10 protein-coding genes and 5 pseudogenes are annotated in these 13,429 nt (G+C 57.2%); 7 read left to right on the top strand and 8 right to left on the bottom strand.

Annotated features, from left to right (window positions below; all coding sequences use genetic code 11):
• Positions 1 to 256: 256 nt before the first annotated feature.
• Positions 257 to 928 carry a GntR family transcriptional regulator gene (locus J8I87_RS27145; protein ID WP_209935144.1) on the bottom strand — a complete coding sequence of 224 codons (672 nt, stop codon included), beginning with the start codon at positions 926 to 928 and terminating at the stop codon, positions 257 to 259.
• A 323-nt stretch (positions 929 to 1,251) separates the two neighbouring features.
• Positions 1,252 to 1,503 (bottom strand): annotated as a pseudogene (locus J8I87_RS27140) (IS630 family transposase); the annotation flags it as partial.
• On the opposite strand from J8I87_RS27140, the gene J8I87_RS27135 reads away from it, so the two are divergent.
• Entirely contained in the window at positions 1,489 to 2,049 is a 561-nt protein-coding gene (locus J8I87_RS27135) for an RNA polymerase sigma factor (protein ID WP_209935155.1), read from the top strand. The pseudogene J8I87_RS27140 and the gene J8I87_RS27135 overlap by 15 nt on opposite strands.
• 58 nt (positions 2,050 to 2,107) lie before the next feature.
• On the opposite strand, the pseudogene J8I87_RS44975 reads toward J8I87_RS27135, so the two are convergent.
• The 3 genes and pseudogenes from J8I87_RS44975 to J8I87_RS27120 all read right to left on the bottom strand — a co-directional run.
• Positions 2,108 to 2,263 (bottom strand): annotated as a pseudogene (locus J8I87_RS44975) (IS6 family transposase); the annotation flags it as partial.
• 257 nt (positions 2,264 to 2,520) lie between these two features.
• Positions 2,521 to 3,156: a serine hydrolase domain-containing protein gene (locus tag J8I87_RS27125; protein ID WP_209935154.1), complete on the bottom strand. Its 636-nt coding sequence runs from the start codon at positions 3,154 to 3,156 to the stop codon at positions 2,521 to 2,523.
• Positions 3,157 to 3,665: 509 nt separating this feature from the next.
• On the bottom strand, positions 3,666 to 5,009 hold the full coding sequence (locus J8I87_RS27120) for an aminotransferase class III-fold pyridoxal phosphate-dependent enzyme (protein ID WP_209935142.1): 1,344 nt from the start codon (positions 5,007 to 5,009) through the stop codon (positions 3,666 to 3,668).
• A 435-nt stretch (positions 5,010 to 5,444) separates the two neighbouring features.
• Between J8I87_RS27120 and J8I87_RS27115 the strand changes: the two genes are divergently transcribed.
• From J8I87_RS27115 to J8I87_RS27100, 4 genes and pseudogenes are all read left to right on the top strand, one after another.
• A complete protein-coding gene (locus tag J8I87_RS27115; protein WP_409518806.1) occupies positions 5,445 to 6,275 on the top strand; it encodes a helix-turn-helix domain-containing protein in 831 nt (276 codons plus the stop codon).
• A gap of 233 nt (positions 6,276 to 6,508) precedes the next feature.
• Entirely contained in the window at positions 6,509 to 6,952 is a 444-nt protein-coding gene (locus J8I87_RS27110) for a universal stress protein (RefSeq protein WP_209935139.1), read from the top strand.
• 406 nt (positions 6,953 to 7,358) lie between these two features.
• Positions 7,359 to 7,496 (top strand): annotated as a pseudogene (locus tag J8I87_RS44970) (oxidoreductase); the annotation flags it as partial.
• Positions 7,497 to 7,867: 371 nt separating this feature from the next.
• Positions 7,868 to 8,119, top strand: coding sequence for a hypothetical protein (locus J8I87_RS27100; RefSeq protein ID WP_209935137.1), 252 nt, complete (start codon positions 7,868 to 7,870; stop codon positions 8,117 to 8,119).
• Positions 8,120 to 8,148: 29 nt separating this feature from the next.
• On the opposite strand, the pseudogene J8I87_RS27095 reads toward J8I87_RS27100, so the two are convergent.
• Positions 8,149 to 8,704: pseudogene (locus tag J8I87_RS27095) on the bottom strand (IS6 family transposase).
• 459 nt (positions 8,705 to 9,163) lie between these two features.
• Here J8I87_RS27095 and J8I87_RS27090 point away from each other — a divergent pair.
• Entirely contained in the window at positions 9,164 to 10,246 is a 1,083-nt protein-coding gene (locus tag J8I87_RS27090) for a hypothetical protein (RefSeq protein ID WP_209935136.1), read from the top strand.
• Between the two features lie 9 nt (positions 10,247 to 10,255).
• Positions 10,256 to 11,707 (top strand): galactose oxidase-like domain-containing protein, encoded by a 1,452-nt coding sequence (locus J8I87_RS27085; protein ID WP_209935134.1) that lies wholly within the window; start codon positions 10,256 to 10,258, stop codon positions 11,705 to 11,707.
• 55 nt (positions 11,708 to 11,762) lie between these two features.
• On the opposite strand, the pseudogene J8I87_RS27080 reads toward J8I87_RS27085, so the two are convergent.
• Positions 11,763 to 12,244, bottom strand: a pseudogene (locus J8I87_RS27080) (IS6 family transposase); the annotation flags it as partial.
• Positions 12,245 to 12,315: 71 nt separating this feature from the next.
• A complete protein-coding gene (locus J8I87_RS27075) occupies positions 12,316 to 13,173 on the bottom strand; it encodes an AraC family transcriptional regulator (RefSeq protein WP_209935133.1) in 858 nt (285 codons plus the stop codon).
• Positions 13,174 to 13,429: the final 256 nt, after the last annotated feature.

Here is a 13,429-nt window from a genome sequence, read left to right as displayed (position 1 = left end):
AACTGAAGGAAGGCGAACTGCAACGCGTGCGTATGACCACGCACCCGGTCGAATTCGAACTGTACTACTCGCTGTAAAGTGTCTCCACGCTTCGCGTCCCATTGAGGAGGCGAAGTGTGGCTTTGCTTTTTCCGCAGCGGCCTCAAATCTAAAGTGCAACACCCTGTCCCGTATAGGGTGTTCGATGAACGAAAGAACTTGGTACAGGCAACTGCAACCCGAGGAGCGCCTTAGCGGGGTCAACGTCAGCTTGTGACTATTCACGATTGAGCAAATGCATGATTTCCTGACCGGTGTTTGCAATATGTTTCGCCAGGACATCCTGTGCCCCCTTCACATCGCGCTTCCTGCACAGTGAAACAATCTGCCGGTGATCATCTTGCGAGTGGGATTTGTAGTCCGACCGGGCCCACAGCAATCGCAGATACGGTTCAAGTGCGAGCCGTAGCTTTTCCAACGTCGCCAATGTACGCGGCCGCTCCGCCCTCGCGTACAAGTGCGTGTGAAAGTCCACATTCAGGGCGAGTTGCTCATCCATCGAACGGGTCCTATCAAGCTTCCGGACGATCTTATCCACCGCTATGAAATCGTTTTCGTCCAGGCGCGGAATCGCGTGCGCGACCAACATGGTTTCAAGCGCGATACGGAGCTCGACGATCTCTTCCACATCCGCCGGCGAGAGCGACGCGACCACCGCACCCCGCCGTGGCACGATTTCAACGATTCCTTCTCCCGCGAGCAGCCGGAAGGCCTCCCGCACGGTCACCTGACTAACGCCGAACTGCTTCGCGATCGCGTCCTGCCGTAAGGATTCCCCCTGTTTCAGCACGGCGCGAAAAATCGCTTCGCGTAACGAATCGGCCACAACACTCGAAATGGGCTGCCGCTTTTCCTGAAATGACTTGGCGAGCGAGGTGAGTTGATTCATAGGGTTTTCACGTAGCAAAAATAGCGACTTCCGTATGTTGACATAGATTTAGACTGACGCTAGTTTACCAATTATCGATTATCGATAATATGCCGATCTGGGGATTGATCGCAGCGAGATCCTCCATATCGGGCAAAGTCTGCGCGCGGACGTCATTCCCGCCAACGATCTCGGCATCCATTGCGCATGGATCAAGCGGCCGGGCCGAAGCCTGGGATCGCGTCCGGAAGACGCGAAAGGGTGCGGCTCCCGACATCATCTTCGACACTCTTCAGGAACTCGTTGCGCACCATCGCGTCCAGACTCTCGTCTGGCGCAAGGAACTAGTATCCCGTTCCGCTGGTTCGCGTACGTAGTCTTTGTAGCTTGGCGAGGATGGAATCAGTGGTAGCAGTCCACATGAATGGCTTGCAGTTCTGGTTGTAGTGAGAGACAAATTGATCGATACGTTTAACCAGTTGCTTGACCGAACCAAACGAGCCACGGCGTATGGCCTTGCCGGCAATCAGCGGGAAGAAGCGTTCGACCTGGTTAAGCCACGAACTGTAAGTCGGGATGAAATGCATGTGCCGGCGAGCGACGCAGACTTACCCAGCATGCTTCCCGAAATGCTGCCGCGACTGTGGACCTTCGCGTTACGCATTACGGGCGACAGGCACGATGCGGAGGATCTTGTACAGCGCGCTTGCGTCCGCGCGCTTGAGCGCCTGCACCAGTTGCAGCCCGACACGTCGGCGATCAGCTGGATGTTTTCGATTGTCCACTCCACATGGATCAACGAACTATGGGCCCGCAAGGTCCGTAGTCGGTCGAGTGTGGAATGGGACGAAGCGTTTCTCGAGACGGTGGCCGATCCTGCTGCGCGGACGCCAGAAACCGATGCAATGTATGGGCAGATCGTGAGTGCCGTCGGACAGTTACCCGAAGCGCAACGCGTCGTCATGCTTCTCGTTGCAATCGAGGGGCTCAGTTACAACGAGGCCGCCAAGGTGCTCGACGTGCCTATCGGCACCATCATGAGCCGCCTCGCGCGGGCGAGGCAGACCATGAGTTCACTTTTCGGCAAACTCGAAGATAACAATGTAAAGGCGCGGCCAAAAAGTAAGAGCCCGGCCTCGTGAATGGAAGCGAAGTCCCGTCGATGGGGGCAAGCCAACTGCAAACTACCGCGACAAAGCGTTGGAACGTTTCGTCCGTGATCACGACATCACGCTCGAGCAACAACGACTCAATGTCGCGCAGGCTCAGGCCGAATCGGAAGTACCAGCGAACCGCGCAGCTGATGACGCCGGCAGGGAAGCGATGACCATGATAAAGCGATTTCGTCTTCTTCATCGCTTCATTCCACCGCCGTTTCATCAACCTGCCAGAGTCCATCCAACGGTTGAATCCGCAGTTCCGCAACGGACGATGGTCGAACACTCCAGGCGAGCGGTCGCTTTGACCGTCGCCCGACCGGCAGTACACGACACAAGCCGGATACCTAACCGCCAGACCTGACAGCACGAGAGCGGTCGCTCAAGGCCGACGGCGAGCGCACCAACCTGAGCACACAGACAGCTGGTCCCGATCGCACCGCGCGCGCTCTGGCGTCATGCCGCGGGTACGGCTGCTTCCACCTGCTGGTATACGGCCATCTCGAACCTAATGAGTGTCTCGATGACAGGCGTGTCGTAGAAGGGCAGCAACTGCGTCATCAGTACCGCGCCGATGCCCTTGGAGCGGTCGATCCAGTAGTAGCAGTTGAAGACACCGGCCCAGTCACCCGTGCCGCTGCTGCGCATGTCCGGCACGTCGGCGAGTGTGAGGTGGAAGCCCAGGCCCCAGCCCTGCGGCACCGGCGCTGCGGGCACGTCATTCGACAGTCCGGGCAGCGTGGACTTCATAAGTTCGGGGACCCTGATCTGTCCGAGATGGTTCTGCAGTGCTATCCGCACGGTCTCCGGTTCAAGGACGCCGGCACCATCGTTGAGCCATGCCTGCAGGAAGCGGCCGTAGTCCTGCACCGTGCCGTAAGAGCCGTGGCCGGCAGCGTCCCATTCGGAGGTCGGCGGCAGATCGACGTTGGAAGGCGCGAGGGTGCCGTCGGCCTGACGTTGCATCACGCGCAGCAGCCGCTCGCGCTGCTCGTCGCTGGGCGCGAATGTTGAGTCGCGCATTCCCAGCGGCCCGTAGACATGCTGCTTGACGTAGCTGCCCAGACTCTGCCCCGAAAGCTTCTCGTCAATGACCCCGGCACGGCCTGGGAGTACGGCAGCAGCACCGACTGGCTAGGGCTCATTGTCGGCGTGCCTCACCTCATGTAGAGAAGGAGTGTCAGAATGCGCACATTGACACTTGGCGGTTATCGACAGCGCGTTTGGGTGATATCGAACTTGACAGGAATGACATTGTTCATGGTGGTGATATGTTTCGCTCGGTGGCGTAGACCTTTTTGTGCCTCTCGCGCCATCGTCTGTTTCGCAAATTGAAGGTCGAGTCGCGATTTGCGCCGGTTACAAGAATCACATATTCTTCGATCTTCATGAGCTTCCTCTGGTGCCTTTCACCATAAGACAAAGATGTTGATCGTGACATGTCTATAGCGCCGCATCCTGCTGGAAAAAGACTCCAGCGCTATTTCGTCCTGTTTTCCAGCTATGGAGTGCCGATGTTATTCACCGCGACCGAATCAGCGTTTGATGTCGACGATCAGAGGCCAAGACAGCAACAGTCCGGTAAAGGAACTGAGCGGGCTTCAAGAAACTGGCACCTTCTCGAAGCCAGCGGCAAGCGCCGATACAATTGCATCGATCTGAGGTGCTTCGACGACGAGTGGTGGCGTCACGGCAATCAATGCACCCATCGGGCGTATGAGTGCGCCGTGCTGACGTGCAACGTCGCAGACGGCCGCCGCGTACCCGGACATCATATCGACGGGCTCTCGCGACGACTTGTCTTTTACAAGGTCGAGTCCGACCAGCAGACCTTTCCCACGAACGTCTCCGACCGTGCGATAGCGTTCGGCAAACGGCCGCAACGCCTGGAGCAGATAATCACCCTGCCTCGCGGCGTTTGCGACGAGATTCTCTTCGCGCAAGATCTTCAGCGTTGCGAGGGCAGCCGCGCAGGCGACGGGATGACCTGAGCTCGTGTAACCATGCATGATTGCGCCCGTGAAATCGCCATTGTTCAGAAAGGCCCGCTCGATTCTTTCATTGACTGTCGTCGCGCCAAGTGGCACATAGCCTGACGAAATCCCTTTGGCGAAGCACATGATGTCCGGCTTCACGCCCCAGCCGCGGCTGCCAAACATTGTCCCCGTACGTCCAAAACCAGTGACGACCTCATCGGCGATCAACAATACACCATGCCTGTCGCACACCTCGCGGACGAGCGGCCAGTAGTCAGCCGGGGGCACGATGACACCGCCAGCGCCTTGTATTGGTTCGGCGATGAACGCAGCCACCGTGTCGGCGCCCTGAAAGACAATTTCTCTTTCGAGCAACTCCGCGCAGATGTGCGCCAGTTCTTTTGGGTCCTGCGTAAAGGGGTTGCGATAAAGCCACGGCGCTTCCACGTGAGAGCAGCCGGGCAAATTCGGCTCATGGTTGCGCCGGAATGCAGTGAACCCTGTTACGGCAGCGGAACCGAAATGCGTGCCGTGATAGGCCATCTTCAGAGAAATGAACTTCGTGCGATCGGCTTGCCGTTCCACTTTCCAGTACTGGCGTGCGAGCTTCAATGCGGTCTCGATTGCATCAGAGCCGCCGAGGCTGAAAAACACCCGGCGCATCCCTTCCGGTTCGAGCATTTCGATGAGCAGCTTCGCTAGCTCTTCCGCGCGGGGATGCGTGATTGCGCCGCCAAAGAGCGTTGAGTATTCGAGTTCGTCGAGTTGTCGAATGATCGCTTCCTTGATCTCCCGGCGGTTATGTCCGACGAGAACGTTCCAAAGCCCCGACGATCCGTCCACCAGCTTGTTACCCCGATCGTCGAGCAGATAACAACCATCCCCGCGCGCGATTCGCACGGGCGTGATGTGCTGCTCTAGCGCCGGATGCGACTCCGGATTCCAGAAATACGATTGGACGGCATTCATAGGCGGTTCTCCAGATGGAAAGATGGACACGGTAAGCGCTGGGCTATTCAGGCCATGTTTGCAGGTGCCGCCGCGTGAGGGCGATTGCAGCTACATGGCTTTGCAGCTTACGTGCGACGGACACAAAGAAGTTCTCCAGAACCGACGGATTACTTGACTGGTCCGCACTATCTGTTCCTGCCATCCTTTGGATCGAGGAGCCGTGGAATAAAAGCGGCGAGGTAACTGTTTTCAGTTCATGGAACTCGGCAACGAACGCGAATTCACGCACGTCGAAAGTGCGTCGATGGGAGCCGCCACGATATGCAGACTGAAAAGGTTCACGTAGTGTTGGGTGAACACGCCGACAGCAGAGACAGCTGGCGTCATCAGACGTCCAGCGCATATGGACTGCATTGCGAGTTTTCGCCGGGAGATTCGGCAGGCTCGAGCTCAATGAGCTGGAATCTGGGGCAAGTGGAGTTGCTTTGCGTTGAACTTGCTCATCAGTCTTTGTCACCGATCGCGGAGCTTTCCGAACCGTATCTGTTCGTCAAGCTGATCGAAACGGGCTCGATGGTGCTTGAACAGAATGGACAGGTACGACGTTTCGAGGCGGGCAGCATGGTGCTTGTCGATCCGGCAAAGCCATACCGGCAGATCTTTGCAGAACGCGCGCAGATGATCGCAGTGCGAATTCCCAAGAGCGCCTTGAAAGAGAGAGGCTTTCGGCATGACCTGCGTGGTCTGGTTGTGCCTGACATCGCGACATCAGATGTTCGAGCCATCGGCGATGTTATCTCAGGCGTCGCCCGGCAAAATGGGTCCACGAGTACAAACATGCGTCGCCGACAGGGCGAACAATTGCTGGACCTTGTGGACATTCTCATTGAGGATCCATCTGCCTTGATACGATCGAGGAGCGGTGATGCGACGTTGTTCCGCGCGAAGCGGTTTATCGCGCAAAATCTTCGTAACGCGGACCTGACGGCAACCCTCATTGCGTCCGCAGTAAATGCTTCCGAAGCACACCTGAATCGACTTTTCAAAACTGAGGGTAGTTCATTGATGCGCTACGTCTGGTCAAGGCGGCTGGAACTTGCCGCAAACCTGCTAGAACGATGCGTCGAAAGATCAATTCAAGTAAGTGAGATTGCATATCGATGTGGATTTTCCACTCCTGCGCATTTTAGTCGCGCATTCAAGGCGCGATATGGCATGACGCCAAGGGACGCGATTGAAAGGAGAAGAGAACAGTTTCAACGCATCGGGCCGACCAATGATTGATACTGGTTGGTCATGTGTTGAATGGAATTTCTCCGATTTCGTGGCGCGTTGTCCCGGCCGCCACCCTTCACTTGTTCACGCCTCGCCACTCACACGGCGGTTTTATTCCGCGACGGTGAACACCGACGGGGCGACACAAAAGTTATGCGTCTCTGGAATACCACGTCCACCGGGGTGTTATGGAAATTACAGATTCGACGAAACTCCCTTCGTCGCACGATTCGAGGGTCCGTATGCCTGACCACTACAATCTGCTCGTCTACTACGATGGATCACCTGAATCCAGATCGGCATTACTGCGCGTGACCCGCTTGGGGTATGCGTTGAGCGCGACTGTTCACGTGCTGTCGGTAGTGGATATTGTCTCGGCTGTAGGCTGCAGTGTGGGACACGTATCGGGCATCGAATATGTCCAGATGGAAAACGCAGCAAAGCAGGCTTTAAGGGAAGCGCTGCAACATTTAAGGGAGAGCGGGACCGTTTCTCGCGGATATGTCGCAGTAGGCAACGTGGTCGACAGCATGACCAGGTATGCAGGCTTACTCGACGCCGACCTGCTTGTGCTCGGCCACCGGATTCCGCGTGGACTCGCAAGGTGGTGGGGCCCGCCATCGCACCACGCGGAGCTTGTGAAACGCGCCGCAGGGCGCGCTGTTATTACTGTGCCGATGGACTAGATGATGACGCCATGGATAGATGCGCCGTCCGCACCAAATATCGAACAGTTCGGAGCATCCAGCGTTGATGTCGTCAGGAAAAATTGTTCGGTGTTCATCAGGTAACGTTGAGGAGGGTATCAATGATGCGTCATTTCGGATGACCGTTATCGAGCTCGATCGTCCCTTTCGACGATCGCCGTGTTGTAGCGCCCGACTCGCACGCATCTCCGACAAATTCGGCCCAGTGGTCGTCGAGCGAAACGGTGAGACCTCCGATACGGCAGTGGTGCCGTATTAGCAGTGTAGGTCGTTCGTCGGATCCCGCGAGCTCAACGCTCCACCCGCCGGCGTGGAAGTGTCGTTCGACCGCGAAAGGGGCCGGTTTGTGCGTCCATTGCAAGTGCTTCGAGGACCGTTCGACGTGCTCGATGTCCACGCCGCGCACGGCTATCTGATTCACTCGTTCCTCTCGCCAATCGCCAATCGACGTGACGACGAGTACGGCGGCGACCGCGACGGACGCATGCGTTTCGCACTCGAAATCGCCTCGACCGTTCGCGCCTTAGCCGCGACATTCCTTCCACGCGGCCGGTTTGGTCGCACGTCAACGCGATGGCGACGCCCAGCCACCAGACGCTTGAGTCGTTCCGAAAATCCGCTGATCTGTGTTTTCTGATCGGCGTCTCTGCCGTAGGGGTATTCGTACCCTTTGCCGCATATATGCTTGTTCGGCTCTGCCTCCTCGGCTAGGGGCGAAACAAGCTTTCAACGGTAGTTGGCGCGGCAACGCTATCCCTTCGAAGACCACCGCCAAGAGGCGTTCTGCTTCGATCTGGACGGCTAGCGGTGAACGCGTGACAGTGATCAGCGACGACGAACCCGGTGAGTTTGGGAAGACCGTCGAGGGTATTCGGCAGCAAGATGATCGACTCGATGGAACGCGAATCGGTGGAGACCGAGATCATCCGCGCCAAATGGCTGGTCTGGCATGGAAAGAGCCGCAAGGCGTTGGAGCGGATCAAGGCACTGGACAGTCAGCGCCTCGCAAGGCAGGGATACGAATTCAATACGTTGTGGTGGAATCTGAACACTGCTTCCAGTTACCTGGAGAAGAACGCGGGCACGTTGGTCAACTACGGCGCCCGATATCGCAAGGGGCGACTCTGTCGCGATAAGAATCGATGAGCGAGCGAAATCGATATGCAAAGTGCAACTTATATTGCGAGGTCGTAGAATTGATCGGCGGCGGACGGATAGGTTCCACGAACACACTTCATCTGCCCTTTCGCGATCATGTGCATCAACTCAATGCCGGCCAGAAGGATCCGGGCACAGCGAAAACTCTTGAACCCCAGCATGGGTCGCGTCCGCAGCTTGGTGGCCCTATGGTCCTGCTCAACCAGGTTGTTGAGATATTTCGACTGGCGGATCTTGATGGGCGTTCACGGTCGGCATTGATCCCATCGAGCGCGGCGAGATTGGCACCGTTTTTGTCGATGTTCACTGTATCGGGCGCTCGTCCATGCGCCAGCTCTTGCCAACTGGCCGCTTGCGCAGGCGAAACGCTTTCTCCAGCGCTGGCAACAGCTTGACGGCCCAGCGGTGCACTGTCGAATGGTCGACCGAAACGCCGCGCTCGGCCATCATATCTTCGAGGTGCCGCAGGCTCAGAAGATAGGCTACATACCAGCGCACGCAGGTCAGGATTACGTCGAGCGGAAAATGCAGGCGTCTAAGCACTCGGGCCACCACCGGATTCAACGTCTTCATCGAGCTTTCAACTGTTCGTGTCGTTCCGCACATCATAGCGGAGCGCCTTACTGCAACAGATCCATCCGGGGCGCAGACCCTGATGCTGCGACCAGGCTTCCGCGTTTAATCGCCTCAACGCTCAGTTTCTATTGAGCCTCCACCCGATTCGTATAATTGCGAAGAATGGCGACACTGCAATCGAGCACACGTCAGAAGCCCGCGTGTTCTTTGGAACCCGCGGGCTGTCTTCGGTGTCAAAGGATGTGACGAATATTTAACTAAATATGCAGACTGACGCCGACAGTGTGGGACGAACGGTAGTGAGTTGACCGTCTAATTCGCAAGCCACCTTAATCCCCGTTCGGAACCTCAAATTACTCGTTTCCAGCATCGTCGTTACGCTGAACGCCGACATTTTCCGAAGACGAAGGCTTTATTACGATTCGCGGAAAACCTCGTGTCGATACCGAGGAAGTCATGAACGAGCATGAACGTCTTTTCCTCCCGCGCCTGGCACCGAAGCTCGCCGGCGCACTGTTCCTTTTATCTCTCCTGCTTGCCGGTGGTAAAGCGTGGGCGGCCACCTACACGGTCATTGACATCGCCACCCTTTTACAAGGGCATCCCGCAACCGTGCATGGTCCAAATGTGACGGGTGCCGCTGTCGGTGGAGGCGTTCCTGTCACAGGCACTGAACGCGACGGCAGGCCCCGAGGGCTTGTTTTCGCTAATCGTGCGGTGCGAGTCATCGGCGGGCTGGCCAACAGTGACTACACGATCACGTTCGGCATCAACGATGCCGGCAGTGTTGTCGGAGGATCTAACACGGCGATCGCCGTGCGTGGATTCGTGACGACGGCAGCAGGAAGCACGCAAGAACTACCGCCACTGGCAGGCGACACCGCCAGCACCGCATTCGCGATAAACAATAGCGGCCAGGCGGCTGGATATTCGAGCGGTCCTGATGGAGAGCGCGCCGTCATCTGGGCGGCGAACGGGGCAGTCACTGCATTGGCAGGCGGCTCAGGTGTTACCGTGAGGGCATTAGCCCTGAATGACCGGAGCGACGTGGTTGGCGTCGTGGATAACGGAGCCGGTCGACGTGCCATTCTCTGGCCAAAAGCGGGCACTCCCCAAGAACTGGGCGTACTTTCAAATTACATGATGAGTGAGCCAACTGGAATAAGCGCATCGGGTAACGTCGTGGGGTTTTCTGAAGATGCGAGCGGAGCACGCCGCGCAACGCTGTGGCTGTCGGGCGGTGGGATCATTGATCTTGGGACGCTGCCGGGCGGCAAGTTTAGCCAAGCCCTTGGCATCAATGCGCGAGGCAACATTGTCGGAACATCAGGGAGCAATTCGGGTAACCGTGCATTCCTCTGGACACCAGCTAACGGGCTTCAGGATCTAAACAGTCTTATTGGTCCATCTGCGCTTGTATTAACAGCGGCTGTCGGAATCAATCAGTCTGGCATGATCGTTGCCATTGGACATGAAGCTACTGGCGATGCACATGAGGAGCACGAGGCGCCCATTCGGGTATTTCTCCTTAAGCCGTGAGCGTAAATCATGGAAACCGACAGACCTTTTGTTCGCGCACTGTCGTGCCTGCTGAGCGCGCTGACCACGTTAATTGTCCTCCCAGCGAGCGCGCAAACGCCAGGTCAGATTGGCCAATGGCAGTCACTCATCAGTCTGCCTTTCTACCCCGTCCATAATCATCTGCTGCCTAACGGCAAGGTCATGATATGGAGCGGCGATGGTACGAATGTTGGTAACGATCCCCGGCTGTGGGACCCTGCAACTCAAAATCTGACGACATTAGCACCGTTAAGCTATAACGCTTTTTGCTCGGGTCATGCGTTTCTCGCGGACGGGCGACTGTTTGTCGCTGGCGGACACAACGGAATCAATACAAGCGCGAACGGCGACGGCGTTCGATATGCCAGTCTTTATAATCCGGCCACGAACTCTTGGTCCGCCGCACCCAGCATGAATGCCGGACGCTGGTATCCGACAGTGACGACACTTGCGAATGGCGATGCACTCGTCGTTTCGGGAACCATGAGTACCAGCTATGCCAACAACACGCTTCCGCAGGTTTATCGGGCCGGAACGAATACGTGGCGAAATCTGACAAGCGCACAGCTTGGTTTGGATCTCTACCCGATGATGTTTCTCGCGCCGAACGGAAAGGTCATCAATGTCGGCCCCACCGCCATCACCCGCTACCTGGATACTTCTGGCGCCGGATCATGGACACGGCTCACAACGCGTACGTTCGGAAATCGGACCTACGGATCTGCTGTGATGTACGACGGCAAGGTCCTGGTCCTCGGTGGCGGAGATCCGCCGACCAAGTCGGCGGAAGTCATCGACTTGAACCAGCCGTCGCCCGCATGGCGTTCCGTAGCACCCATGAGCGTTGCGCGGCGCCAGGTGAATGCGACCTTGCTGCCGGACGGGAACGTCCTGGTGACGGGCGGTACATCCGGCCCCGGTTTCAACGACGCGACACACGCCGTCTACTCGGCCGAACTCTGGAATCCCGTGACAGAACGTTGGACAACGCTGGCAACAAGCAGCGCAGCTATTCCGCGGATCTATCACTCGGCGGCCGTGCTTTTGCCTGATGGTCGGGTGCTCAGTACCGGTGGAAACGGCCAACTGGTGCCGGAAGCATTTTCGCCTCCCTACCTGTTCAAAGGAGCACGGCCAGCGCTATCGGCAGTGACATCCAGCATCAGTTACGGCCAGACGTTCTCCGTCCAGAGTACTAATGCGTCGAGTATCTCCAAGGTAACGCTTATTCGCATCACGTCCGTAACCCATGCCTTTAACGAAAATCAGCGCCTCAACACGTTGACCTTCAGGCGTGGGGCAACCGCTGGCACGCTCGATATTACGGCACCGGCAAGCGGCAATATCGCACCTCCGGGGCATTACCTGCTCTTTCTCGTCAACAGCAGTGGCGTTCCGTCGGTTGGCCGCGTCGTGAGACTCGGCGTGTCTGTCAAATAGGTTTTGTCACGGTAAGGGCAAGATGGCGAACAAACGGCAGTATAAGTTGGATTGCTTATGTTGCCAGTGAGTAAAACTGCTGGGCGTGAGTGTATCCGATGCCACGGTCATGCATTTGGCCCTTGGCGATCATGTGCATGAGCTCGATGCCGCTCAACAGGATCCGGGCGCAACGAAAATTCTTGAAGCCGAGCATAGCCCGCGTGCGTCGCTTGATCGCCCGATGATCCTGCTCGACGACATTGCTCAGATACTTGTTCTGGCGAATCTTGATCGGTGTTTCCCGTTCCGCGTTGAGAGCATCCAGCGCGGCCAGGTTCGCACCGCTTTTATCGATTGTCACCGTCTCGGGTTCGCCGTTTTGCTCGATTGACTTTTCGAAGTAGCGCCGCGCCGCGGCCTTGTCACGATGGGCAGCAGTAGAAAATCCACCGTGTTACCCTCCTTGTCGACTGCGCGATACAAATATTTCCACTGGCCTCGGACCTTGATATACGTTTCATCCATCCGCCAACTCCGACCGACGGCTTTCTTGTGTGGAGCAGGCCATACGGCTGTCGGCGTCTCACTGTAATTACTTCGACAACCTGGCGTCCATCCGTTGCATGTCAACTTCCATTCTTCCTGTAACGCAACGGCGTCGTGCCCATGCGTTCGGAAAAAAGCGCCGTCATGTGCTGCTGCGATGAGAAGCCACACGCGGCTGACACGTCGGAAAGCGGTGTGTCCGTCGCGCGCAGCAAGTGGGCTGCGGCGCTCAGGCGCTTTTCCACCACGAAGCGATAAAGCGAATAACCTGTCCGTGCCTTCACGCCATCGGAGATGACGCGCACAGGGAGATCGAGTGTCGCCGCGATTTGCGCGCAACTCAGCGCGCACTCGAGGTTCTCTTCCACATATTGTTCGAGCCGACCGAACTCGACGCTCGACAGCGTTGGTCGAAGATTGTCTTTGATGGCGTCCAGTTGCCGCGTCGTTTCGACCCACGAGAGCGCCGCAAGACACTGGATTTCCCACGGATCGACAGGTAGCGCCGCATTCGACGACGTCTTCAGCCGTGCGTAGCGCACCAGGTGACGTATCGCATCGGCGCCGAGATTGTCGCGGTTTCCGATGCTTCTCAACGCATCCACGTGCACCCCGCTCATGTTGCGCTTGAATTCGTCCGCATAGCGAAACGCAACGAAGCCCAAGGAGACTTGTTGCGCCTCGATATGCATTCTTCCGCCACGTGGATGAAAGGCCGCCGTTTCCGCGCGAAAGGTGAGCGCAAGCGCAGGCCCGTCGTCGTAACGCGTCTTCGAAACAATCGTGCCGAGCAGCAGACAGATCGTATCCGACGTGTTGTCCACATCGAATGTATATGGCTGCGCGCCCGAGATGCAGTATTCGAGCCCGGGCACGCCGGGTACTGTGCTGAACGCGTCGGTAAGTCTGGCAGCTGGTTGCTGAGCCGTTGCTGTCATGGTTGTCTCCGTATCCGTCAACCGCGCACGCGTGCGGGCTTGATATTTATGACTTTGTTTGAGTATAGAGCGGCGCGCTGGCGCGATCGCGTATCGACAGTTCGCCATTTGCGAACGCGGCGTCCGCGATTTTCACCTTAGTAATGACCCTCTATGTCCGCTCCTGCCCCGAATCTGTAAACCGCGAAACCTGAAAGACGCGGCGATCAAGTCGACGTATGGTGCACTCCATGCCTGACAGTACACGACACCAACA

The organism is Paraburkholderia sp. LEh10 (assembly GCF_017814945.1).
Lineage (GTDB): Bacteria > Pseudomonadota > Gammaproteobacteria > Burkholderiales > Burkholderiaceae > Paraburkholderia.
This window is presented reverse-complemented; position numbering and strand designations above follow the sequence as displayed.

Bases quoted from the DNA above. Each gene is read 5' to 3' on its own strand.
- J8I87_RS27075 (WP_209935133.1), bottom strand. From the start codon at position 13,173: ATGACAGCAACGGCTCAGCAACCAGCTGCCAGACTTACCGACGCGTTC.
- J8I87_RS27145 (WP_209935144.1), bottom strand. From the start codon at position 928: ATGAATCAACTCACCTCGCTCGCCAAGTCATTTCAGGAAAAGCGGCAG.
- J8I87_RS27110 (WP_209935139.1), top strand. From the start codon at position 6,509: ATGCCTGACCACTACAATCTGCTCGTCTACTACGATGGATCACCTGAA.
- J8I87_RS27120 (WP_209935142.1), bottom strand. From the start codon at position 5,009: ATGAATGCCGTCCAATCGTATTTCTGGAATCCGGAGTCGCATCCGGCG.
- J8I87_RS27100 (WP_209935137.1), top strand. From the start codon at position 7,868: ATGGAACGCGAATCGGTGGAGACCGAGATCATCCGCGCCAAATGGCTG.
- J8I87_RS27135 (WP_209935155.1), top strand. From the start codon at position 1,489: ATGCATGTGCCGGCGAGCGACGCAGACTTACCCAGCATGCTTCCCGAA.
- J8I87_RS27085 (WP_209935134.1), top strand. From the start codon at position 10,256: ATGGAAACCGACAGACCTTTTGTTCGCGCACTGTCGTGCCTGCTGAGC.
- J8I87_RS27090 (WP_209935136.1), top strand. From the start codon at position 9,164: ATGAACGAGCATGAACGTCTTTTCCTCCCGCGCCTGGCACCGAAGCTC.
- J8I87_RS27115 (WP_409518806.1), top strand. From the start codon at position 5,445: ATGAGCTGGAATCTGGGGCAAGTGGAGTTGCTTTGCGTTGAACTTGCT.